The following is a 23088-nucleotide window of genomic DNA, read 5'->3' as shown; positions in this document are numbered from 1 at the left end:
GTGGAGCGAGTCAGTCCGGTGGGCTGATTTTTTTGTGTGAGACCTGATGCGGGCCAGCCTTTAGGGTGATTTCTGGAGCCATCGGTTGAAGTCGTTTTGAGATCGTCCTACGCTTTGCTCGATTTAGAGTTGCCTGTTGCGTGAGAGCCCCATGAGTGCCGAATCAAATCGTTTGCTGGTTCCTGCTGTGGCCATTGGTCTGGCGGCGGGGATTGTGGTCGGCGCGTTGGGTGTGTTCGTCGCCGGGGCGGTGCGTGGACAGGTCGCCGCCGAGGAAGCGGGCGGTCCGCTGGAGATGGAAGGCTCGCCCCCCGCGTCGGTGCGTGTGGGGCAGGTCGAGATGCAGACGCTGCAGAACCGCGTGGCGGTGGTGGGGCGGCTGCAGGAAGTCCGCCGGGTGACCGTGACCGCCGAGGTCGAGGGCAAGATCACCGAACTCGCCGTGGACGAGGGTGACCGCGTGGTCGGTCAGGAAACCAAGCTGGCACAGATCGACGAGGTCTGGGCCGAGCTCCGGCTCAAAGCCGCAACCGCGGATCTCGCCGCGGCCCAGGCAGAACTCGACCAGGCCCAAAGCGATCTCGAACAACTCGAACGACTTAGCAACGCAGGCTCGGCCAAGGCTAAGGAAGTCGACGACCAGCGCACGCTCGTCGCCGCCAACCTCGCTCGCCTCGACGCCGCCATCGCCGACCGCGACCGCGCCCAAACCGAATCGCAACGCGCTGCGATCGTCGCCCCGTTCGACGGCGCGGTGTCGCAGACGCTGATCGAAGTCGGCCAGTGGGTCGACCCCGGCGACGGTGTGGTCGAGATGATTTCCATCGGCGAGATCGACGCGCTCGTCGACGTGCCCGAGCGCTTCGTCAATGCACTCAACGTCGGCGACGAGGTCGAGGTCAAGATCGAAAGCACCGGGCACGAGGTGGTCGGACAGATCGTCTCGGTCCGGCCGGACGGCACCAATGCCTCACGCACCTTCCCCGTGAAGATCCGCCTGCCCGACCACGACGGCCAACTCCGCGCGGGGATGAGCGTCATGGCGCAGGTGCCCATCAGCCGTGAGGGCGAGTTCATTACCGTGCCGCGTGACGCGGTGCTATTCGGCGGCGGAGGTGCCGCGGTGTGGTACGCCGCACAGATGGGTAAGCCTGAGCCCGCGGCGTTGTCCGAGCCCGTCGAGGTGTTGTTCGGGGTCGGCGATCGATATGCCGTCGCGCCGCTTCCTGGTGGAGAACGCCCGGTGCTTAGCGAAGGCACCCAGGTCGTTATCGAGGGGGCCGAGCGGCTTTACCCCACCCAACCGCTCAACATCCTGAACGCCGCTGCGGATGGACAAGCTTCTCCGGCCGATCCCGCTCAACCCCAGGACACCGAAAACGCCGTCGCCCCCGACGCCACGCCCGGAGCGTGAATTCCGGACCCAACTTCCGCATGGACATCATCCGATTCTCCATCTCGAACCCGGTGAAAGTCACCGTCGGCGTCATCCTCACGGTGTTATTCGGCGTGCTCGCGCTGACAACGATCCCGATCCAGCTCACGCCCAACGTCGACGAGCCGGTCATCACCATCGAGACCAACTGGACCGGCCGGAGCCCCGAAGAGATCGAACGCGAGATCATCGAGGAGCAGGAGGAGTACCTCAAGAGCCTGGGCGGCCTCAAGAAGATGACCGCCGAGGCCTCCACCGGCAGCGCCTCAATCACCCTCGAGTTCTTCATCGGCACCGACATCAAAGACGCCCGCATCCGCGTGTCCGACAAGCTCCGCGAGGTGCCCGCGTACCCCGATGATGTGGACGAGCCGGTCATCACCGACGCCGACGCGGACGCGTCCAAGGCGATCGCCTGGGTGATCTTCGACTCGACCGACCCCGACTTCGACATGCAGTCGCTCTACGACTTTGCGGACGACCGGGTCAAGCCCCAGCTCGAACGCGTGCCCGGGATCAGCCGGGTGAACGTCTACGGCGGACGCGAGCGCGAGGTTCACGTCCGTGTGGACCCCGCGGCGCTCGCCGAGCGCGGCGTGACGTTCAACGAACTCCGCAGCGCCCTGCAGTTCGAAAACGTCAACGTCTCGGCGGGTGACCTCGAAGACGGTATCCGCGATGTGCGTGTCCGCACCATCGGGCAGTTCGATGCGCTGGATCAGATCGAGAACACCGTGGTCCGCTACGACGAGGCCGGCCCCATCCGCATCAAGGACCTGGGCGACGCGGTGCAGACCCTCGAAAAACGTCGCAGCTTCGTGCGGGCCAATGGCCAGTCGGCCCTCGCGATCAACGCCATCCGTGAGACCGGCAGCAACGTCATGGACGTCATGGCGGGCTTCCGCGAGGCGATCGACTTCTGCAACGAAAACATCCTGCCTACCTACGAACAAGACCGCTACGGCCTGCAGATGCGCCAAGTCTACGACGAGACAATCTACATCACCGACGCGATCAACCTCGTGCAGTCCAACCTCATCATCGGCGGCACCCTCGCGGCGCTGGTCTTGCTGGTGTTCCTGGGCAAGGTTCGGCCGACGTTGATCATCGCGCTGGCGATCCCGGTGTCGGTGCTCGGCACGTTTGTGGTGATGACCGGGGCCGACCGCAACCTCAACGTGATCAGCCTGGCGGGCATGGCGTTCGCGGTGGGCATGGTCGTGGACAACGCGATCGTGGTGCTGGAAAACATCGACCGCCACATCCACATGGGCAAGGCCCCACGCCGCGCCGCGTACGAAGCGACCCGGGAAGTCTGGGGCGCGATCCTCGCCTCGACGCTGACGACCCTCGCGGTGTTCATCCCCGTGCTGACGGTCAAGGAAGAAGCGGGGCAGCTGTTCTTCGATATCTCGCTGGCGATCTGCGGGGCGGTGGCGTTGTCGCTGATCGTTTCGATCACGGTGATCCCCGCGGCGTCGGCCCGGTGGCTGCGGGCGATCAAGACCCACGCCGACGGCAGCCTCAAGCCGCAGCTCGCCGACCGGATTGCCGGGGCGTTCTCGTGGTTGCCGAGCGGCTACTCGAACCTCGTGTATGCGGTGACCGAGCGCAGCGGCGTCACGGTGCTGCTGCGCATCCTGGTGATCGTTGCGTTCACCCTCGCGTCTCTCGGCGGGGCCTGGCTGCTCATGCCGCCCACCAGCTACCTGCCCAACGGCAACCAGAACCTGATCTTCGGCATCATGCTCACGCCTCCGGCCTACAACATCGACCAGGCCCAGTTCATCGGCGAACGCATCGAGCCCGGCATTGCACCCTACTGGGAAGTCGACACCACCGAAGAGGCTTCCGCGATCGCTCCCGTCATCAACTTCCAGACCCAGCAACCCTACGAGCAGGTGCCCGCGGTGGACAACTACTTCTTCGTCCGCTTCGGCAGCATCATCTTTATGGGTGCTTCCAGCAAAGACAAAGAACTCGTCCAGCCGCTGAGCACGATCCTCACCCAGTCCATGATGGGCATCCCGGGTTCGTTCGGCTTCGCGTTCCAACGCTCCATCTTCGGCCGGGGCATCAGCGGCACCAGCGGCATCGACGTCGAACTGCTCGGGTCCGATCTCGATCGGCTGCGTCAGAGCGCCGACGCGGTGTACATGACGTTGGCGCCGCGGTACGGCTTCGACAAGGTCCAGCCCGACCCGCTGAACTTCAACCTGTCGGGCCCCGAGGTGCAGTTCCGCCCCGACCCGATCCGCACCGGCGACCTGGGCATCAGCACGCAAGACCTAGGGCTCGCGGTGCGGGCGCTGGTCGATGGCCTCGAGATCGGCGACTACCGCTTGGCGGGCGAGTCGATCGATCTGCTGCTGACCAAGCACCCCGACTTCGATATGACGACCGACAAGCTGCCCACCACGCCGTTGGCGGTGCTCGACAGCGACGGGCAGACGCGGGTGCTTCCGATCTCGTCGCTGGGGGATTTTGTGCCCACCACCGCGCCGCAGCAGATCAACCGGATCGACACCCAGCGTTCGATCACGTTCAGCGTGACCCCGCCGCCTGAGGTGCCGTTGGCCGTGGCGGTGCAGGAGATCGAAGACACGATCGCCGGGTTGGAGGGCACCGGGCAGATCGATCCGACCGTCGTCGCCCGGACCGCGGGCAGCGCGGACAAGCTCTCGGAGGTGCGCGGGGCGTTGCTCGGCGAGTGGACGGGTTTCAACATGCAGTCGCTGGGCAGCCTGCTCAGCAGCCGGATGTTCCTGGCGATCCTGATCGTGTTCCTGGTGATGGCGGCGTTGTTCGAGAGCTTCCTTTACCCGCTGGTGATTTTGTTCGCGGTGCCTTTGGCGACGGTGGGGGGCTTTATTGGGCTGGCGATCATGCACGCGTTCAACCCCGCCCAGCAGCTCGACACCCTGACCATGCTCGGCTTTGTGATCCTCATCGGCGTCGTCGTGAACAACGCGATCCTGATCGTGCACCAGGCGCTGAACTTCATGCGCCCCCGCAAGGAAGAAGTCGCGCCCGGCAAGTTCGAAGACGTCGACCCTCTGGAGCCGCGGGAGGCGATCCGCGAGTCGGTCCGTACCCGCATCCGCCCGATCCTCATGACCACCACCACCAGTGTCTGCGGCATGCTGCCCCTGGTTTTGATGGGCGGATCGGGCAGCGAACTGTATAAAGGACTCGGCAGCGTCGTCGTGGGCGGCCTGCTGGTCGCCACAGTGTTCACGCTCGTGGTCGTGCCGCTGCTGTTCAGTCTGGTGGTCGGCGCCCGCCAGCGGCTGGTCGGTGGCTACTGATTCAGGTTCGATATCGTTTTCATTGGCGGGCCCGGCGGGTCTGCACATTCCGGTTTCCGGGGGTGAACGTTGTAACCCCGATAACGTCCGAGGCGGTTTTTACACCTCGGTTCTCGCATCGCCCGATGGTGCGGTTGTCCCGACGGGATTTCCGCCTGCTGGCTTGGCCAGCCACGAGAAAAAGTGTCATGTTCGATCCCACCGTTGTCCCCGCAGTGAACCCCCCGCGTCCCGGCCGAAAGTACTTTTCGGTGGACGAGGCCAACCGCGCGTTGCCGTACATCTCCCGTGTCGCGGTGGACATTACCGAGGTCTACAGCCAGGTGATCGAGCTACGCAGCGAGCTGGAAAACCTCGACGAGGGCGACCTGCGCAACCTCACCGAACGCGAATACGAAACCACCATGGACCGCCTGGGCGGCCTGGTCGATGAGCTGCACCTGGCGGGGGTGGAGCTGCGCGACTTCGAGTTGGGCCGGATCGACTTCCCCGCGGTGTACGACAACCAGGAGATCATGCTCGCCTGGCAGACCGGCGAGACGTCGGTGGGGCGTTGGTACTACCCCGAGAACGACGACGACGAACACTTCATGGTCGACTCGCTGATCGACAACGAAGCGGCGTAAGCCGAAACGAAATAAACAACGATCAGGAAGCCCATGCATGACCACCCTTATGCGTGGGCTTTGTTTTTTGATTTGGAATAGGAATCAGCCTTCGCGAACTGCTTCGGGGCTGGCTTGTCGGCGTGGCGTGGTCCACCACAGGTGAGCGAGGGTGCTGATGATCTTCGTGCCGGCCTTGAAGCTGCCCATCAGCGAGCCGCTGATCTTGCTCTTGCCCGCTCGGCGTTTTCGGTAGGGCACGTCGATCTCCGCGAGGCGTAGGCCATACCGTGCGGCTTTGTACTGCATCTCGACGGTCCAGCCCCAGGTGCGGTCGGCCATGGCGAGCTTCTCGAGGCTGCGCCAGCGGATGACCCGCATCGGCCCGAGGTCGCGGTAGGCGTGTCCAGTGATCACCCGCAGGAGCGTGACCGCCAACCAGTTGCCGAAGCGCTGGTGCGGGTCGAGCGCACCCGGCTCGGCAAACTTCTGGCGTTGCCCCAGCGTTAGGTCGGCACTGCCCTGCGCGATCGGGGCGATCAGCCGGGCGAGCTGTTCGGGGTCGTCGGCCAGGTCGGCATCCAGGAACGCGACCATGTCCGGCGGGTCGGCCTGGAGGTGGCTCAACGCCGCGAGGCAAGCCGCGCCGTAGCCGGGCTGTTCCTCGAAGACCACCTCGAAACCGCCTTGGCGGGCGAGCTCAGCGGTGGCATCGGTCGAGCCGTTGTCCGCCAGGACCACGCGACGCAGGCCCGCCTCGGCGCGGACCGCATCGATCGCCGCGACCAGGGCGGGCAGATTCTCTTCTTCGTTGCGGGCGGGAATGACCAAATCGGTCTGCATGGAGTTACCTTAGTCGAATTCGCGGGCTGCGGGGCGGGATCGGTCGATGGTCCTTGACACGGGGTAGGCAGAATCAATATCATTCAATCCGGATGAACGGATGAAATAGACCCAGGCGACCTCGATGCACATTCAAGACCTCTTCGCTCAGCATTCAACCACGTTCTCGTTCGAATTCTTCCCGCCCAAGTCGGCGGAAGCGTCCGAGGCGCTCTATAGCACCATCGCGGACCTCGGCTCGCTGAAGCCGGCCTTCGTGTCGGTGACCTACGGGGCGGGGGGATCGACCCGGGAGCTGACCCACGACCTGGTCGAGCGCATTAAGACCACCACCGACACCTCGGCGGTGCCGCACCTCACCTGCGTCTGCCACAGCGACTCCGACATCCAGGAGGTCCTCGAGCGTTACGCCTCCATCGGCGTGAGCAACCTGCTGGCCCTCGGCGGCGACCCGCCTCGCAACCTCGAGAACTACTCGAAGGCGGACGACTACTTCCAACACGCGGCCGACCTGGTGAAATTCATCCGCGAGTTCAAGGGCCACCCCGACCCGCGCGGCTTCGGCATCGGCGTCGCAGGCTTCCCCGAAGGCCACCCCGGCACGCCCAACCGGATGCTGGAGATGGATTACCTCAAGGCCAAGGTCGACGCCGGGGCGGATTACATCTGCACGCAGCTGTTCTTCGACAACCACGACTTCTACGACTTCCGCGAGCGTTGCGAGTTGGCGGGGATCCACGTGCCGATCATCGCGGGCATCATGCCGATCACCTCAGCGAAGGGGATGAAGCGGATGGCCGAGCTCGCCGCGGGTTCGCGTTACCCCGCGTCGCTGCTGCGTGCGATCAAGCGTTGCGGCGACGACGAAGAAGCGGTGGCCAACGTCGGCGTTCACTGGGCGACCGAGCAGTGCCGTGACCTCTTGGACAACAAGGTCGCGGGCATCCACTTCTACACGCTCAACAAGTCCGACGCGACCCGCCAGATCTACCGCAGCCTGGGCGCGGCCGACTCGGTGGCGCTGGGGCAGTGACGGTCGGCCGCTTGCGGCTTAGCGGGAAACCGGTCGCAGGGCTAAGCCGCAAGCGGCTCAGCGCAGCGGCCGGAAGAGAAACAGCATCTGCAGATCGTCGTCCTTGATCCCCGTGGTGAACAGGCCACGGCCCAGATTCAACGGCGGGATTTCGTCGACTTCTTCTTCGGTGGTCTCGGTCTGAGTCTCGGCTTCAACCGGGGGTTGGGCTTCGGGCTGATCGATGCTGATGGTCGACTCACCCAGATCATCCGCGGGGCGAGGCAAGCTCTCGGGCGTGGCGGTAGGCTCGTTGCTTTCGCCCGTCGGTTCGGGGGCATCGTCAGACGGCTCCGATTCCCCTTCGCCCTCCACCACCGGCGGGGGCGGTTGATAAAAACCAAGCAGCAGGATCTGGTTGCTGGCCACATCGATCTCGACCGAGAGTTCATCGAAGACCCGGCCGTCGAGTTCGCGTTCCTGGGGGGTTTGGGGCAGCAGGGTGGTTTTACGCAGGTAGTGTTGCGGCGTGAGCGTGACGCGGGTGCTGCCGTTGCCCAGGGGTTGGGATGACATGAGCATGCGCAGCCGGCCCTTCGTGAAGTACTCCAGAGTGACCGGGCGGGGGGGCACGGTCAGGTCGGCGAAGAACTCGGCCCGCAGCGGGGGCGACTCGCGCACATCCTCGAGGAAGCTGTAGCTGAGGATCTGCGTGTCGCGCTGATCGATCGTGTCGGCCAGCGTTTTGGCGAACTCGGGGCCACGCGGTGCGGGCAGCACGCCGACGCGCAGGCCGTTGGCGTTCCACACCGCCCGGGCGAGGTCGTCGAGTACGCCTTCGTTGGCCAACAGCCAGGCGTCTTCGGTCGATGTCCCCAACGGCAGCGACACCCGCCGGGACACCCACCGCACCGGCTTGTTGCCCGGCAGCACGATGTCCGAGTCCGCCTCGGCGGTTCCGGGGTCGAGCGGACGGATCGTGCCCTCGGGCATCTCAGGCTCGGTCGCACAGCCCACCAGCAGCAAGCCCGCCGCAAGCGTGCACCACAAACCCTTCGTCATGGAAGCCGTGATTGAATTCATCCCGCGATGACCTGTTCGAGTTGATCCAGCCCGCGATCCAGTTCATCCGAGGTGATCGTCACCGGCGGGGCGATTCGCAGGGTATCGCCTTGCGTGCCGTTGATCATCAGGCCCTGCTCGAGGCAGCGGTTGACCACGTCCGTGGCGCTGCCGAACCAGGCACCGTCGGCCGAGGGATCGAGTTCGATACCGATGAACAATCCACGGCCACGCACGTCTTTCACCGCTGTGTTGGACTGGGCGAACGCACGCAGCCGCTCCATCGCGGCGTTGCCGAGCGCCTCGGCCTGCTCCACAAGGCTGTCACGCTGCAACACCTCGAAGATGCGGGCGGTAACGGCCATGGACAGGCAGTTGCCGCCGAGGGTGGTGGCGTGTTTCACGCCGCCCTGGGTCTTGGCGTTGTACAGCTCGGCGACGCGCGGCTGAGCACACATCACGCCGACCGCGAGCCCGCCGCCAACGCCCTTGCCCAGCGTCATGATGTCGGGCTCGATGCCCCAGTGCTGGTAGGCAAACACCTTGCCCGTTCGGCCGCAGCCGGTCCAGACCTCGTCACAGATCAGCAGCAAGTCGTGCTCGTCGCAGAGGGCGCGGAGCTGTTTGAAGTAGTCGGGGTCGGGCACGTTCACGCCGCCCTCGCCCTGGATAGGCTCGGCGATGATGGCGACGGTGTCGTCATCCAACTCGGCTTTAACGGCGTCGATGTCGTTGTAGGCGACGTTGGCGTAGCCGGGCAGGAACGGGCCGAAGCCTTCGCGGACTTTCGGGTTGGCGGTCGCGCCCATGGTGGCGAACGATCGGCCGTGGAAGCTTTTGGTGCAGGAGATCACTTTGTACCGGCCGAACTCGCCGGTGGACTTGCCGCGGTTTGCTTTGCCGTAGAGACGTGCGAGTTTGATGGCCGACTCGTTGGCGTCCGCGCCGCTGTGGCAGAAGAACGACCGCCCGCCGAAGCCGAGCTCGCTGATCGCTTGCGCGGCGCGGGTCTGTGGTTCGGTGTGGAACAGGTTGCCGACGTGCCAGAGCTTCTTGGCTTGCTCGGTGACGGCATCCACGAGATCGGGGTGGCAGTGGCCGAGCACCGGCGCACCGAACCCGGCGAACAGGTCGAGGTAGGTCTTGCCATCCGTGTCGCGGAGCGTGCAGCCCTGGCCTTCGGCAATGGCGATGGGGTACCGGCCGTAGTTGATCGACATGAAGGTGTCGTGCCGATCGATGATGGCCTGGGTGGAATCGGTGGGGGGCGTGGTGGTGGTCACGGCGGGGGTTCCTGCGGAAAGAGATACGTATGGTACTTGAATGGTCGGCGGTTCCGAACAGCGGTCGGCTCAACGATCGGGGAAAGTCTTGACTCCTCCCCCTTGAGGGGGAGGCCGGGTGGGGGTGCTGGGGAGTCGTACGGCTTCGAGTATTCGGCACCCTCCCCTAACCCCTCCCTCAAGGGAGGGGAATCACATCGGTTTCGTTCATATGTTCAAGTGCAAGTTTAAAGTTTCAATAAGAAAACCCCTGGCGATCGGAGCGTGCCAGGGGTCTTCGAATTTTGTCACGGATTCAAAACTGAAAGGGTGATCAACCCCTGGTTTAGTTGATCATGTCCTTGAGCGCCTTCATGGGGCGGATACGGACGTTCTTGCTGGCGGGCTTGGGCTTCTGGGGCACCATTTCGCCGGTGAACGGGTTGCGGACGAGTTTGCCGCCCTTGACGGCGGGCTTCTTGACGACGGTCATCTTGGCCAGACCGACGAGGCTGAACACGCCGTTCTTCTTCAGGCTCTTGGCCATCTCGGCGGCCAGGGCGTCCATCACTTCGGCGACCTTCTTCTTGGGCAGGTCGGTGGCGTCGGCGACGGCGGCGTAGACTTCGCTCTTCGTCGGGGGCTTCTTCGCGGCGGCTTTCTTCTTGGTTACTTTCTTCTTAGCCATGTGGTGCTCTCCTAGCAGGGGGTTGGACTACGGGTCGAGTCGGGGGTCATCCGTGACAGTTGGATTGACGTGTGCCGGTCGCGGCACGGTACCCGTAAATCGGATTTTGTCTTGAAATACTGCACTTTTCCGCGTTCGGCGTCAAGTCAGGGCTGCCCCCGAAGCTTGCCAAATTGGCAGAACCTCGCCCCCGTCTCCGATCCGCTGGCAGCCCGTCCGCCCCGAAACCGCCCCTGAGCGCCCGCCAGGGGGGTATGACTGGCACCGGGTTTGCCAGAATACCTACGGCCGAGGTGCGCCTTGGCCCCCAAGATACGACCGCAACACTCAATGCATAAGGAATCACACGATGTCTAAAACCATCGGAATCGACCTGGGCACGACCAACTCCGTCGTCGCCGTTATGGAAGCCGGCAGCCCCAAGGTGCTGATCAACAGCTCGGGCAACCGCACCACCCCGTCGATCGTCGCGTTCACCGACAAGGACGAACGCCTCGTCGGCCAACCCGCACGCCAACAACAAATCACCAACCCCAAGGGCACGATCTTCTCCATCAAACGCTTCATGGGCCGTCGCCACAGCGAGGTCGAAAGCGAACAGAAGATGGTCCCCTACGAAGTCGTCGGCGGCGCCGAGGAACTCGTCAAGGTGAACGTCAAGGGCAAGGACTACACGCCGCAAGAGATCTCGGCGATGGTCCTGCAGAACCTCAAGAAGACCGCGGAAGACTACCTCGGCGAGAAGGTCGAGAAGGCCGTCATCACCGTGCCCGCCTACTTCAACGACTCGCAGCGCCAAGCCACCAAGGAAGCCGGCGAGATCGCGGGCCTGCAAGTGGACCGCATCATCAACGAGCCCACCGCCGCGGCGCTGGCCTACGGACTTGATAAGAAGACCAACGAGAAAATCGCGGTTTTCGACCTCGGCGGCGGCACGTTCGACGTGTCGATCCTCGACGTCGGCGACGGCGTGTTCGAAGTGCTCGCGACCAACGGCGACGGCCACCTCGGCGGCGACGACTGGGACCAAGCGCTCATCGACTTCCTCGCCGACGAGTTCAAGAAGTCCGACGGCATCGACCTCCGCGACGACGCGATGGCTTTGCAACGCCTCAAGGAAGCCGCCGAGAAGGCCAAGATGGAGCTGTCCAACGGCCAGGAGACCACTGTCAACCTGCCGTTCATCACCGCGACCAACGAAGGCCCCAAGCACCTGATGATCTCCATCACCCGCACCAAGTTCGAGCAGCTCTGCGAGAGCCTGTTCGACCGGCTGCGCCACCCCTGCGAGACCGCGCTGCGTGACGCCGGGCTCAAGGCCGGCGATGTCGATGAGGTCGTCCTCGTCGGCGGCTCGAGCCGTATCCCCAAGGTGCAGGCCTTGGCGCAAGAGATCTTCGGCAAGGAGCCCAACAAGTCGATCAACCCGGATGAAGTCGTGGCGCTCGGTGCCGCGATCCAGGGCGGCGTGCTACAGGGCGACGTGAAGGACGTGCTGCTGCTCGACGTGACCCCGCTGTCGCTGGGCATCGAGACCATGGGCGGCGTGATGACCAAGCTCATCGAGAAGAACACCACCATCCCCACCAGCAAGAAGGAAACCTTCTCCACGGCGGCGGACAACCAGACCGAGGTGACCATCCACGTGCTCCAGGGCGAACGCGAATTCGCCAAGGACAACCGCACGCTGGGTCAGTTCAACCTCGCCGACATCCCGCCCGCCCCGCGCGGCATGCCGCAGATCGAGGTCGAGTTCGCCCTCGACGCCAACGGCATCCTCAACGTGGTCGCCACCGACAAGGGCACCGGCAAGACGCAGAACATCGAGATCAAGGGCTCGTCGGGCCTCGACGAAGCCGAGATCGAGAAGATGAAAGCCGACGCCGAAGCCAACGCCGAGGCCGACAAGGCCAAGCGTGAGCTGGTCGACCTGAAGAACCAGGCCGAGGCCGTCGTGCACGGCACCAACAAGCAGCTCGAAGAGCACGGCGACAAGATCGACGCCGAGGTCCGCGGCAAGATCGAGTCGGCCGTGTCCAACGTCGAAGAGAAGCTCAAGGAAGACGACGCCGACGCCATCAAGAAGGCGCTCGAGACGCTCAACACCGAGAGCATGGAGCTCGGCAAGGCCGTGTATGAAGCGACCGCCGCCGAAGGCGGAGCCGGTGCGGCAGGTGCTGCAGCCGGAGCGGCCGCGGGTGCCGCCGAAGGTGCCGGTGCCGCGGACGGCGACGACGTGATCGACGCCGAGTACGAAGTCAAAGACTGACGCCGTCTCTTAAGTACAACCAACAAAGCCCGCCGGTGAGCGAATCACCGGCGGGCTTTTCATTTAAACGTGATGAATCATTTAGCGGGCGGCACGAAGTGCCCCGCGTGCGTTGGGAGAAGCGGCCTTACTCCGGCGCTTTGGCTTCAGCGGCCCCTTCGGGCTTGGTAAACGCCGCAGCGTCGGGGGTGACGAACTGGATGTTCGACAGCTTGGCCGAACCTTTCTTGTCACCAATGCCGGCCTGCGGGTCCCAGAAGTGGAAGTCCCACGTTGTGGCGAACGACACGCCATCGACCTCGACAAAATCGGAGTAGAGGACGATGCTCGCTTGCGCCTCGGCTTCTTCCTTCGACTTGCCGTAGGACACGATGTACGCCAACGCATCCATTCGGCCCTGATCGTCGGTGAAGGCGATGTACCAGTCGTCGGGCGCATCACCCACGCCGGCGTCGAAGGCGATCTTCGTGCCGATGCGCATGTCGTCGGTGTCTTTCACCGCGAGCTTGCCCGCGTCGCTGTGGTTCGTGCCGGGGTCGTCCAGCTTGAACGGTGCCGCCACGAAGTACGGCCAGGTCAACACGTGGAACCGCGCGGGCGGCCCGGGCACCTGCGCGTCGGCGGGCGAAAGCCAGGCGGTCTGGCCGTCGAAGATCATGGTCGTGCCGTCGTTGAGCACGACGTTGGCCTTGCTCATCGACGGGGTAAACGCCATCTGGCCGACGAGGTTCATCGGGCCGAAGTTGACCTCGAAGTCGGCCTGGATCGCGTCTTGAGCGTTGTACGTTTCGCCGCCGTGCGTGGCCTCGAGCGTCGCGATGCGGTGCGAAGGCGAGGCGTCGTGGTCGCCTGCGAACGCGGTGGCGGTGAGGCCAAGCAGCAGCGGGGCGGTGAGTGCGGTGAGGGTGCGGTGCATCGATGAATCTCCTGGAAGTGGTTGGGCCAGCCCATTCGGGTCCGACATCGTAGGCACGCTTACGAGGATTTCTTCCCGTTGATCGTCAGCTCCGCCATCTGCACGGGCGACGCCGCCAACCACGCGGGGTCTTTGGCGATCACGTTGTTGTCGCCGTCGATCTGACCGAAGGACAGCACGCCCGTCGGGCAGCTCTGCACGCACGCCGAGCAACGCACGCACTCGACGTCCTTCATCGGCAGGCCCTTGTTGGCGAAGTTCATGATGTCGATACCCTGGTGGCACACGCTCGTACACACGTTGCACGAGATGCACTTCTTCTTATCGGCGATGATCGCAAACCGGCTGAACAGCCGCGTGTAGATGTGCATCAGCGCGGCCAGCGGACACGCAAACCGGCACCACACCCGCCCGGAAAAGTGGAAGTACAACCCAACACCCAGCACGCCCGCCCACATGAGGTCGACCATGTAGGAGAAGTTCAACAGCGGCAGGCCGTCGCCCTTGGCGAGGTACTTGAACGTGGCGTCGGCGAAGTTGGGCACGGTCTTTCCGTTTGCGTCAACGCCGTCGGGCAAGACCCAGCCCGCGATGCGGAACAGCATGATCGCGGCAGCAAACCACAGGAAGACTTGCCCGACCATGTTCAGCCGGTTCCAGAACGGGCCGTGCGGCATCTTGTGGCGGTGGGTGTCGCCGAGCGTCTCCGCCAGAGCGCCGCAGGAGCAGATCCAGCCGCAGTACGCGCCCTTGCCCCAGTAGCGGATCATGATCGGGATCGCGACGAACGTCTGCAGGAAGCCCAGGATCAGCCAGCCCCAGATCGGCTCGTTGGTGAACCAGTTCCACGCCATGAGTGGCCAGGCGAGGACGAAGCCATACGCCCGCCAATACTCACGCCCGTGCCCATAGCTCACCTCGGGGAAGAACGTGTTCGCAAACCACGCACCGATGCCGCCATCAAACCAACCGTTGTGCCCCATCCACGGGAAGAAGATCTCCGGCAACAGGAACAATGGCAGCACCTGGATCGCCATCAGCGTCAAAGTCTGCAGCTTGATGTACGGCGTCTTCCGCCGCTTGATCCGACGCACCCCGAAGATCACCACGCAGGACGCATACGCCAACGTGTAATAGAAACTTCGCCCCGAAGCACTGATCGCAAGCGTGTGGCCGAGTGAGCCTTCCCGGCTGAAGTACCCGCCGGTGGATTCCTTGACCCAGTCCCAGAACACGCCGGGGTTTAGGCCTAGGAACGATTCGTTGAACTTATCTTTCAGGCCGAAGGGGATGTTGTAGTCACCCTTCCAGTGGTAGATCCACGCGCAGAACAGCACGAACACGATCAGCCACGTCCACCACCATGCGCCGCGGTCGCCGCTGATGCGCACGCCTGACTTGCGGAAGAAGTCCAGCGGGGGTTCACGGCCGATCATCTCGAAGACCGAGTTGTTGGGGATCGTCTGTTCGTTGCCCTTGGCGTCTTTGATGACGACTTCGTTCTCACGGATTTCTGTGGGCTGCGAAGCCATCATCAGGTTGATTGTGCCCGGGGGCTGCGGCTTCGGACCGAGGTAGGCGCCCGAGGGCGTGGTCACGCGATCGCCGTCCACGGTTTCGACATCGATGTCCGCTTCGGGGTCCACCGCCAACGCCTGGATCTTCTCGATGTTCTCGGGCTTGGGCCGGCTGAACTCGGGCTTGCGGTAGCTCAGCGTGACCTTGCTGCCGCAGGTCGCCAGCGCGATCGCGGTTTCCATCGCGCTGTCGCCGCCGCCGACGACAAGGATGTCCTGGCCGCAGAAGTCTTTGGGGTCGTGCAGGCGGTTGTAGACCTTGTCGAGTTCTTCGCCGGGGATGTTGAGCTTGCGGAAGTTGCCCGACCGCCCGATGCCGACGATGACGCGGTGGGCTTTAATGTTCTCGCCGCCCGCGACGTGCAGCTCGAAGACGCCGCCGGACTTGGTGATCTTTTCGATACGGGCGTAGGTCGGCGTGATGCCTTGGTCGAGGGTTTGCTCGTGCAGGTCTTCGAGCAGGCCTTCCTTGATCTCGGCTTTGTCGTGGAACTGCAGGTCGCCCGCCGGGGTCATGTCGGTCGGGTAGGTGAAGATCGGCTTGCCTTTGGGGAAGTTCGAGATCGTCGAGAACGGCTCGGCCGCCTCAAACAGCTCGTACGTCAGGTCGCGCTTCTTCGCTTCCTTGGCTGCGGCGAACCCCGACACCCCGCCGCCGACGATCGCGATGTCGCGCACCGCCGGGTCGGCCACCGTCCGCTTGGCGAAGCCCGGGTCGTTGGCGATGGTCATCACCGCCCGCGTGCCGGTGTCGGCGGAGAATTTCAGGAGCGGGATCCCGGTCAGGTCACCGACGATGTAAAACCCGGGCACGTTGGTCGAGCCGTCGGGCTGGACCACGGGCAGTTTCTCCACCGTCCCCGCCGGCCAGCGTGTGTGGAGCCAGCGGGTGTACCAAGCCAGTGGATTCGTTGTCATCGCGCAGTCCTATCGCCAAAAAATAATTGCATCGCTTAAGCGCAGGCCCATCCTACCGAAGATGCTCAGGCCAACCTCTCTCTACGTCAATAACAAAGCTGAACTTACCGCAGAATATTCCCCTCGCTCTTAGACGGAATCCATTCCGGACATGTCTTGGCCAAAACGAGCGGGGCTACGCAGGTCGGATCCCATCCAGACAGGCGTCTCGCCGGAGCATTGAAATAGGGAGTCGAAGTCTGAAATCGTCTGGGCTGCGCCGAGCCACTTTCCGCCGTTTCACTTCCCAAAACGGCGAAAGATTGTAGAATGTTAACCGTAATTTGATGCGATCTGCGTGAATCGATCCGATTCAAAATCCCCCAACCCCTCTCTAAAACATCATGTTTAAAGCTCTTTTATTGGTCTGCTTGATGGTCTTGGCCGGATCGGTCCGTGCCGATGACCGACCCAACATCGTGGTCATCATGACGGACGACGCCGGCTACTCCGACCTCGGCTCCTTCGGCGGAGAGATCGACACGCCCCACCTCGATCGGCTTGCCGAGCAGGGCATCCGCCTCAGCAACTTCTACTCCAACGGCCGATGCAGCCCGACGCGTGCCACGCTCCTGACGGGTCTGGATTGCGCTCGCGTCGGCTTCGGCGGCGGGGTCGTCGGTGATTGGGGGCGCGAGATGCCGTACCCCGCCCACCGCGGCCGACTGCCCTACAACACCCCGCTGCTGTCCGAACTACTCAAGGACGCCGGGTACCGCACGCTCATGTCCGGCAAGTGGCACCTGGGCGGCAGCACCATGAAGGTCGACACCAAACAGCAGGAAGTGTGGAAGCGCTACCACCCCGGCTGGGAGCTGACGAAAGAAGAGATCGAGTTGGATTGGCTGGCCCTGCCCCTGCAGCGCGGCTTCGACGAATACTTCGGGCTTTACGGTGCACAGGACAGCCTGTTCTTCGTGCCGGGCCAACCCCACCCGATGCGTGAAGGCAACAAGCCCGCCAAGCTCACCTACGACCGCGTCTACACGATGCACTGTTTTTCCAAGTGGCAGCAGCGCTACAACGTCAACCACGGCAAGACCGGCAAAGCCTTCTACGCCACCGACGGCGTCACCGACCGCGCGATCGAGATGATCGAAGACGCCGCCGGCGACGATGCACCGCCGTTCTTCTTGTACGTCGCCCACCGCGCACCCCACAAGCCGCTGCAGGCCCCCGAAGAGCTGGTTCAGAAATACCTCAAAAAGTACGCAGACATCCGCGCGGTCGAGGCAACGCGTCACAAAGGCGTGCAAACACAAGGCCTCTACGCGAAGCACCTGGATTACAAGCCCGCGTGGATCAACCCCGGCAAGGAAGATGAATTCCGCCTGCAGATGGCCCTCCACGCCGCGATGATGGAAAAGGTCGACGAAGGCGTCGGCCGGCTGATGGACACGCTCGAGCAAACCGGCGAACTCGACAACACCCTCGTCCTCTACTTTTCCGACAACGGCAACGCCTCGCACCTCGACAACATCTTCAACACCCCGTACCGCGGGATGAAGGCCTTGCTCTGGGAGGGCGGGACCAAAACCCACTTCATCGCCTCCTGGCCGAACCGTATCGAGCCGGGGTCGATGTCCCACGAACAGGTCTGGGTCGGCGACATCCTGCCGATGTGCCTGGAGCTGGCGGGGGTCGAGTACCCCGAGACGTTCCGCGGCCAACCCACCGAGACCCTCCCCGGCCGCAACATGCTTTCCGTCCTTCAGGGCCAGCCCCGCCCGCCGGCCGAAGCCATCTTCTTCAACGACAAGGGCCAGCAGAGCGTCATCTACCAGGGCCGCTGGAAGCTTCTCATCGAGCCCGGCTGGTACACCCAAACCCTCAACCGCCCGGGCATCGCCTACGAGCTTTATGACCTCGACCAGGACCCCGCCGAGCTGAACAACCTCGCCGAGGCCAAGCCGAAGCTGGTGCAGAAGCTGGCGAAGATGTGTGAAGACTGGAAGCAGGACATGGGCATCGTCGAGTACGGCGAGCTCCTCGAGCTCCGTCCCGGCGATAACAAGTAGGGTCCGATCGCCGAATACGCTTTCACCGAGAAACCACCCCACGCTGTGTCCGCATAGCGGCCTTGATGCCCGGTACAGCCGGCACGACGCTGTAGACCGCACCGGCCCCCATGGGCGTGCGAAATTGATGGCGATTGGCCCGTACGCGGACGGATTCGAGCGATATAGTGTGGCGTCTTCTGGGGGACAGGTGCGGCCAGCCCGGCCGGCCCGTGTGATCTATCCACCGTTTGAGGGACGCTCTGATGTTCGAGGAATCTGACCATGCGCTGGAGAGCCTCCGGGTTCTGATGACGGCGTTTGATCGTGTGCTGGAGAGTGTCGGGGCCCGTCCCGTGGCCGAGCACCTGCCCTGGCAGCCGTTGTGGCGCGGGTCGGAGGCGGCCGTTGACCCGTATTTCCCCGCCGAGAAGATCGAGGACTGCCTCCAGGCGGCGGCGATCGCGTTCCGTTTGCTGAGCCACGCCGAGGAAAACGCGGTCGCCCAGGAACGCCGCCACGCCGAGGTCACCGGCGCCAAGTCCACCGAGTCGGGCAGCTGGGAGCAGGCGTTCGTCAAGGGCAAGACCCACGGCGTCGAGCCGCGGGAGATGGCCGAGTGGCTGTCGGCGATCGAGGTCGAGCCGGTGCTCACCGCACACCCGACCGAGAGCAAACGCCAAACGGTGTTGGAGCAACACCGCCAGCTCTACCGCCACATCGTTGAACTCGAAAACAGCATGTGGACCCCGGCCGAACGCGCTGACTTCGAGGCCAGCATCGAGAGCTGCCTCGAGCGGCTGTGGCGGACCGGCGAGATCTACCTCGAAAAGCCGCGCCTCGCCGACGAGCGCAGCCTCGCTTTGTATTTCCTGCGTGACGTCTTCCCCGACGTGCTGCCCTGGGCCTCTCGGCGGGTGCGCGACGCCTGGCGGAGCTGCGGCCTGCCGCCCGAACTGCTCGAGGGCAGCGCGGCGTTGCCCAAGATCCGTTTCGGCACCTGGGTCGGCGGCGACCGCGACGGCCACCCGGGCGTCACCGCCGAGGTCACCGAGGAAACGCTGGCGCTGCTGCGCCAGACCGCGTGTGATCTGTTCGACGACGAACTCGCCGGGCTCGCGTCCCGCCTGAGTCTGGCGGTGGGGCGGCAACCCGTGCCGTCTTCGCTGCCCGCTGCGATCGAAGAGCGTGTCGAAATGCTGGGCAAGGCCGGCAAGAAAGCACGCGGCCGCAACTCAGAAGAGCCGTGGCGTCAGTGGATCAACCTGATGCGGGTCCGGCTGAAGCGCGACCCCGAGGCCGGCGGCTACGCGGGGGCGTCGGACCTGATCGAAGACCTCCAACGGCTGCGTTCTTCCCTGGTCGAAGTCGGGGCGAGTCGGCTGGCCGAGCGGGAAGTCGATCCCGTGCTCGTGTCGGTGAACTGCTTCGGCCTGCACATGGCGGTCCTGGACGTGCGGCAGAACAGCGCGTTCCACGACCGGGCGCTGTCCGCGTTGTTGCAGCGTGCCGGCGTGCCCGACGCCGAGACGTATCCGGACTGGCCACGCGATAAGCGTCGGCCGATGCTCGATCGGGAACTCGCCACCGTGCGGCCCTTCACCGGCGAACGGGACGTACCCGAGGGCGAAGCCCACGCGGTGCTGCAGGCGTATCGCGCGTTGTCCAGCCACGCCGAACGCTTCGGCACCGAAGGCCTGGGCGCCTTGATCGTCAGCATGACCCGCAACGCCGAAGACCTGCTGGCGGTGTATCTGCTAGCCCGCGATGCCGGCTTGCTGCGTGACGAAGCGGGGGAGCACTGGTGCCCCCTCGAAGTGGTGCCGTTGTTCGAAACCATCGACGACCTCGAAGCCGCGCCCGACATCCTCGACGACTACCTGACGAACCCACTCGTTCAGACGAGCCTGAATCGGCAACGCCTCGAGCGCGGCGGCGAACGCCCCGTGCAACAGGTCATGATCGGCTACAGCGACAGCAGCAAAGACGGCGGCATCGTCGCGAGCTTCTGGGGCCTCCACCGCTCGCAGCAGGCGATCGTGGAAGTCGCGGCCAAGCACGGCGTCGATATCCGGTTCTTCCACGGCCGGGGCGGCTCCATCGGCCGGGGATCGGGCCCGACGCACCGCTTTGTCCGCGCGCTGCCGCGTCGCAGTGCGAGTGGACGGCTTCGGGTGACCGAACAGGGCGAGACGATCTCGCAGAAGTACGCCAACCGCGTCACCGCGGCGCACCACCTCGAGTTCCTCGGCGCCGGTGCGCTGGCCGCCCGCATCCGGGACCACCACCCCAACTCTGTTGGCGACGGCCTTTCCGAAGTGATGGACCGGCTCAGCGAAAGCAGCCGGCAGGCCTACCGGGGGTTGCTCGAAGCGCCGGGCTTCATCCAGTTCTTCGCCGCGGCGACGCCCATCGATGTCATCGAGGCCAGCCGGATCGGCTCGCGTCCGCCCCGGCGCTCCGGACGCCGCACCCTGGCCGACCTGCGTGCGATCCCCTGGGTCTTTGCGTGGAACCAATCCCGCTTCATGCTGCCCGGCTGGTTCGGCTTCGGCAGCGCGATGAACGAACTGGCGACCAACGATCCGGACGCGATGCAGCGACTCGTCCGCGCCAAGAGCGAAACCGACGACCGCTGGCCGCCGTTCCACTACCTCGTCAGCAACGTGGCGACGGCGTGGATGATGGCGTCCCCCGACCGCATCCGCGACTACGCCGCCTTGGTCGAAGACCCCGCGACGCGCGACCCGCTGTTGGAATGCATCGAGCAAGAGTATGCGTTGACCGGCAAGCTGCTCGAACACCTCTACGGCTCCCCCTTGGCCGAAGCCCGCCCACGCATCCACGCGGTGCTCTCGATGCGCGACGAAGCTCTCATCCCGGTGCACCAGTGCCAGATCGAGATGTTGAAGCACTGGCGGTCGCTGGTCGCCCAGAACAAGGACGACCAGGCGAAGGCCAAGCTCCCCTCGCTCCTGCTCAGCGTCAACACCATCGCCGCGGGCCTGGGCGTGACGGGGTAGTCTCCAAAGGTTGTAAGTCGTTGGGGGGAGGCAAGTGTTTCGCCTGCGTCTGCGCCGGTCAGGTACACTGCCGGTGAAACGCGGGCGTGGATATGCCGACAGAAGACACACACATCTCGCTCTCTCGTTCTTTGAGTGAGATCGTTCGTGAATTGAGAAGTAATTGGCTCGCTTTGCTGAGTGTGGATTTGCTCATCAAAGCATTGGTGCTGGTGGTCGCGGCGCCGTTGACGGCGTTGGCTTGGCGGCTTTACCTGGTTTGGACCGGCCAGCCGTTGTTGACCGACGCCGAGATCGCGGGGTTTTTTCTGCACCCCTTAGGTTGGGTGGCGCTGCTGCTGCTGGGTGGGGTCGGGGTCGCCACCGTGGGGATCGGCCTCGGGGCGATGGTGCGGGTCGTTGCTTCGCCGGAAGGCGGGGGCATGGCCGGCGGTATCGCTGCGGTGGTTGCGGCGGTGATGCACGGCAGCACCCTGTTTCGGGTATCCGCAGCGGTGATCGGGGCCCTGGTGGTCACGGCGGCACCGTTCTTGATCGGGGGCTTGGTCGCGTTCCAATCCCTTTTGACCGCGTACGACATCAACTACTACCTGGCGGAAAAGCCGCCGGCGTTTTATGCCGCCGCCGCCATCATCGGGGGCCTGCTCCTCGGGATGATGCTGGTTTGGCTCTGGCTCGCATTGCGTTGGTCGATGAGCCTGCCCCTGATCATGCTCGATGCCGCCGGGCCTCTCGAATCGCTTCGCCGCAGCGCCGCCATGACGCGTGACCGGCAGTGGTGGCTGCTGCGGTGGGGCGGGGTTTGGCTGCTGACGATCTGGATCGTGTCTAGCGTTCTGACCGCGATCACCGTCTTTGTGACCCGCGTGGTGCTCGACGCCGCCGGCGACTCGCTGTGGAGCGTGGTGCTCCTCTCGGGCACGGCGATGGGGATCTGGTTCATCGGCCAACTACTGATCGCGCTGGTGATCAGCATGTCGCTGGCGGTCTGTCTGTTGCGGACCTACCGCGCGCTGGGGGGCACGGGCCAGGTGGTTCAGGAGCCACGCGAAGCCGCGGCCACTCGATGGTTCACGCTGCGGCCTCGGCGGGTGGCGTGGTGGGCGGTCGGCGCAGCGCTGGTCGCCGGCGTGACCGGGCTGTGGGCGGTTCAGAGCGTTAACCTCGAAGACCGCGTGACGATTACGGCACACCGCGGCGCTTCCCTGGCGGCGACCGAAAACACGATGGCGGCCTTTGAATTGGCGATCGAGGCCGGCGCCGACTTCATCGAGTTAGACGTGCAGGAGACCCGCGACGGCGTCGTGGCGGTGGTGCACGACCAGGACCTGCTGCGGTTTGGCGGGCCGGCAACCAAGGTCTGGGACAGCACGCTGGAGCAGTTGCAAGCCGTCAACCTGACGGGCGACGGGATCGCAGCCAACCGAGTCAACTCGGTCCCGGCCCTGAGTGACGTCTTGGAGTCGGCCCGCGATCGAATCCGGGTCAACATCGAACTGAAGTACTACGGCCACGATATCGAACTCGAGCAGCGGGTCATCGATTTGGTCGAGCGCCACCAGATGGTGGACCAAATCGTCATCATGTCGTTGCACGCCCCCGCGGTACAGAAGGTGCGGGAGCTCCGGCCGGATTGGACCGTGGGCCTGCTCGCCGCCAAGACCTTCGGCGACCTGAGCACGGCGGACGTGGATTTCTTCGCCGTCCATCACGGCTTGGCGACCCGCACCTTTATCCGCCGCGCTCACACGCGGGGCCAGGAAGTCCACGCGTGGACGGTCAACGACCCGGTGTTGATGTCGTCTCTGATTAGCCGCGGCGTCGATGTCCTGATCACCGACGACCCGGCGGCCGCTCGCCAGGTGCTCGAAGAACGCAAAGCCCTGGGCTTCGCCCAACGCGTGATTCTCGACCTCACGGCCCGCCTGGGATTGAATCGCTAGCGGTGGCTGGGCGCGAGTTCCCAAGACCCAAAGAAAAACCGCACCCAAACGCGTGATGCAGAGGGGTGCGGTGGAGTGGGCGATACAGGACTCGAACCTGTGACCTCACGCGTGTGAAGCGTGCGCTCTAGCCAGCTGAGCTAATCGCCCGTGATGGAGTTGAGCGATCAACTCGGGGCGGCCGTACACCA

At 64.4% G+C, this 23088-nt stretch carries 14 protein-coding genes and 1 tRNA gene; 8 read left to right on the top strand and 7 right to left on the bottom strand.

Translation table 11 applies throughout. The features are described from left to right. Positions 1 to 151: 151 nt before the first annotated feature. From HNQ40_RS01990 to HNQ40_RS01980, 3 genes are all read left to right on the top strand, one after another. Complete coding sequence (locus tag HNQ40_RS01990) at positions 152 to 1414, top strand: efflux RND transporter periplasmic adaptor subunit (protein ID WP_184675869.1); 1263 nt, start codon at positions 152 to 154, stop codon at positions 1412 to 1414. Beyond that, positions 1411 to 4743, top strand: a complete 3333-nt coding sequence (locus HNQ40_RS01985) for an efflux RND transporter permease subunit (protein WP_184675867.1) — start codon at positions 1411 to 1413, stop codon at positions 4741 to 4743. Before HNQ40_RS01990 ends, HNQ40_RS01985 begins: the two co-directional genes overlap by 4 nt. A 188-nt stretch (positions 4744 to 4931) precedes the next feature. Next, entirely contained in the window at positions 4932 to 5369 is a 438-nt protein-coding gene (locus tag HNQ40_RS01980) for a DUF2203 domain-containing protein (RefSeq protein WP_184675865.1), read from the top strand. An 84-nt stretch (positions 5370 to 5453) separates the two neighbouring features. Here the strand turns inward: HNQ40_RS01980 and HNQ40_RS01975 are convergent, their stop codons facing one another. Then, positions 5454 to 6191 carry a glycosyltransferase family 2 protein gene (locus tag HNQ40_RS01975; RefSeq protein WP_184675863.1) on the bottom strand — a complete coding sequence of 246 codons (738 nt, stop codon included), beginning with the start codon at positions 6189 to 6191 and terminating at the stop codon, positions 5454 to 5456. A 124-nt stretch (positions 6192 to 6315) separates the two neighbouring features. Here HNQ40_RS01975 and metF point away from each other — a divergent pair, with 124 nt between their 5' ends. After that, on the top strand, positions 6316 to 7224 hold the full coding sequence (metF, locus tag HNQ40_RS01970; protein ID WP_184675861.1) for a methylenetetrahydrofolate reductase [NAD(P)H]: 909 nt from the start codon (positions 6316 to 6318) through the stop codon (positions 7222 to 7224). Positions 7225 to 7281: 57 nt separating this feature from the next. On the opposite strand, the gene HNQ40_RS01965 is transcribed toward metF, so the two are convergent. The 3 genes from HNQ40_RS01965 to HNQ40_RS01955 form a co-directional block, all read right to left on the bottom strand. After that, positions 7282 to 8286, bottom strand: a complete 1005-nt coding sequence (locus tag HNQ40_RS01965; RefSeq protein WP_184675859.1) for a hypothetical protein — start codon at positions 8284 to 8286, stop codon at positions 7282 to 7284. Next, entirely contained in the window at positions 8283 to 9548 is a 1266-nt protein-coding gene (locus HNQ40_RS01960) for an aspartate aminotransferase family protein (protein ID WP_184675857.1), read from the bottom strand. Before HNQ40_RS01960 ends, HNQ40_RS01965 begins: the two co-directional genes overlap by 4 nt. Positions 9549 to 9873: 325 nt before the next feature. Next, a complete protein-coding gene (locus HNQ40_RS01955) occupies positions 9874 to 10215 on the bottom strand; it encodes an HU family DNA-binding protein (RefSeq protein ID WP_184675855.1) in 342 nt (113 codons plus the stop codon). A gap of 334 nt (positions 10216 to 10549) precedes the next feature. Between HNQ40_RS01955 and dnaK the strand changes: the two genes are divergently transcribed. Then, positions 10550 to 12484: a molecular chaperone DnaK gene (gene dnaK, locus HNQ40_RS01950; protein WP_390675669.1), complete on the top strand. Its 1935-nt coding sequence runs from the start codon at positions 10550 to 10552 to the stop codon at positions 12482 to 12484. A gap of 127 nt (positions 12485 to 12611) precedes the next feature. Here dnaK and HNQ40_RS01945 read toward each other — a convergent pair whose 3' ends face one another. Further along, positions 12612 to 13400 carry a hypothetical protein gene (locus HNQ40_RS01945; RefSeq protein WP_184675851.1) on the bottom strand — a complete coding sequence of 263 codons (789 nt, stop codon included), beginning with the start codon at positions 13398 to 13400 and terminating at the stop codon, positions 12612 to 12614. A 59-nt stretch (positions 13401 to 13459) separates the two neighbouring features. Further along, positions 13460 to 15895 carry an NAD(P)-binding domain-containing protein gene (locus HNQ40_RS01940; RefSeq protein ID WP_184675849.1) on the bottom strand — a complete coding sequence of 812 codons (2436 nt, stop codon included), beginning with the start codon at positions 15893 to 15895 and terminating at the stop codon, positions 13460 to 13462. A 383-nt stretch (positions 15896 to 16278) separates the two neighbouring features. On the opposite strand from HNQ40_RS01940, the gene HNQ40_RS01935 reads away from it, so the two are divergent. From HNQ40_RS01935 to HNQ40_RS01925, 3 genes are all read left to right on the top strand, one after another. Then, complete coding sequence (locus HNQ40_RS01935; RefSeq protein WP_184675847.1) at positions 16279 to 17952, top strand: sulfatase-like hydrolase/transferase; 1674 nt, start codon at positions 16279 to 16281, stop codon at positions 17950 to 17952. Positions 17953 to 18197: 245 nt separating this feature from the next. Next, a complete protein-coding gene (locus tag HNQ40_RS01930; protein WP_184675845.1) occupies positions 18198 to 20954 on the top strand; it encodes a phosphoenolpyruvate carboxylase in 2757 nt (918 codons plus the stop codon). Between the two features lie 92 nt (positions 20955 to 21046). After that, complete coding sequence (locus tag HNQ40_RS01925) at positions 21047 to 22897, top strand: glycerophosphodiester phosphodiesterase family protein (RefSeq protein ID WP_261356899.1); 1851 nt, start codon at positions 21047 to 21049, stop codon at positions 22895 to 22897. A 76-nt stretch (positions 22898 to 22973) separates the two neighbouring features. Here HNQ40_RS01925 and HNQ40_RS01920 read toward each other — a convergent pair. Beyond that, positions 22974 to 23047 (bottom strand) — tRNA-Val (locus tag HNQ40_RS01920). Positions 23048 to 23088 lie beyond the last annotated feature (41 nt).

The organism is Algisphaera agarilytica (assembly GCF_014207595.1).
GTDB lineage: Bacteria > Planctomycetota > Phycisphaerae > Phycisphaerales > Phycisphaeraceae > Algisphaera > Algisphaera agarilytica.
Note: the sequence above shows the minus strand (reverse complement) of the source record. Positions and strands in the feature narration are given on the sequence as shown.

Coding starts and splice junctions, on each gene's coding strand:
- HNQ40_RS01990 (WP_184675869.1), top strand. CDS start 152: ATGAGTGCCGAATCAAATCGTTTGCTGGTTCCTGCTGTGGCCATTGGT.
- HNQ40_RS01980 (WP_184675865.1), top strand. CDS start 4,932: ATGTTCGATCCCACCGTTGTCCCCGCAGTGAACCCCCCGCGTCCCGGC.
- HNQ40_RS01975 (WP_184675863.1), bottom strand. CDS start 6,191: ATGCAGACCGATTTGGTCATTCCCGCCCGCAACGAAGAAGAGAATCTG.
- metF (WP_184675861.1), top strand. CDS start 6,316: ATGCACATTCAAGACCTCTTCGCTCAGCATTCAACCACGTTCTCGTTC.
- HNQ40_RS01965 (WP_184675859.1), bottom strand. CDS start 8,286: ATGAATTCAATCACGGCTTCCATGACGAAGGGTTTGTGGTGCACGCTT.
- HNQ40_RS01955 (WP_184675855.1), bottom strand. CDS start 10,215: ATGGCTAAGAAGAAAGTAACCAAGAAGAAAGCCGCCGCGAAGAAGCCC.
- HNQ40_RS01945 (WP_184675851.1), bottom strand. CDS start 13,400: ATGCACCGCACCCTCACCGCACTCACCGCCCCGCTGCTGCTTGGCCTC.
- HNQ40_RS01940 (WP_184675849.1), bottom strand. CDS start 15,895: ATGACAACGAATCCACTGGCTTGGTACACCCGCTGGCTCCACACACGC.
- HNQ40_RS01935 (WP_184675847.1), top strand. CDS start 16,279: ATGTTTAAAGCTCTTTTATTGGTCTGCTTGATGGTCTTGGCCGGATCG.
- HNQ40_RS01930 (WP_184675845.1), top strand. CDS start 18,198: ATGTTCGAGGAATCTGACCATGCGCTGGAGAGCCTCCGGGTTCTGATG.
- HNQ40_RS01925 (WP_261356899.1), top strand. CDS start 21,047: ATGCCGACAGAAGACACACACATCTCGCTCTCTCGTTCTTTGAGTGAG.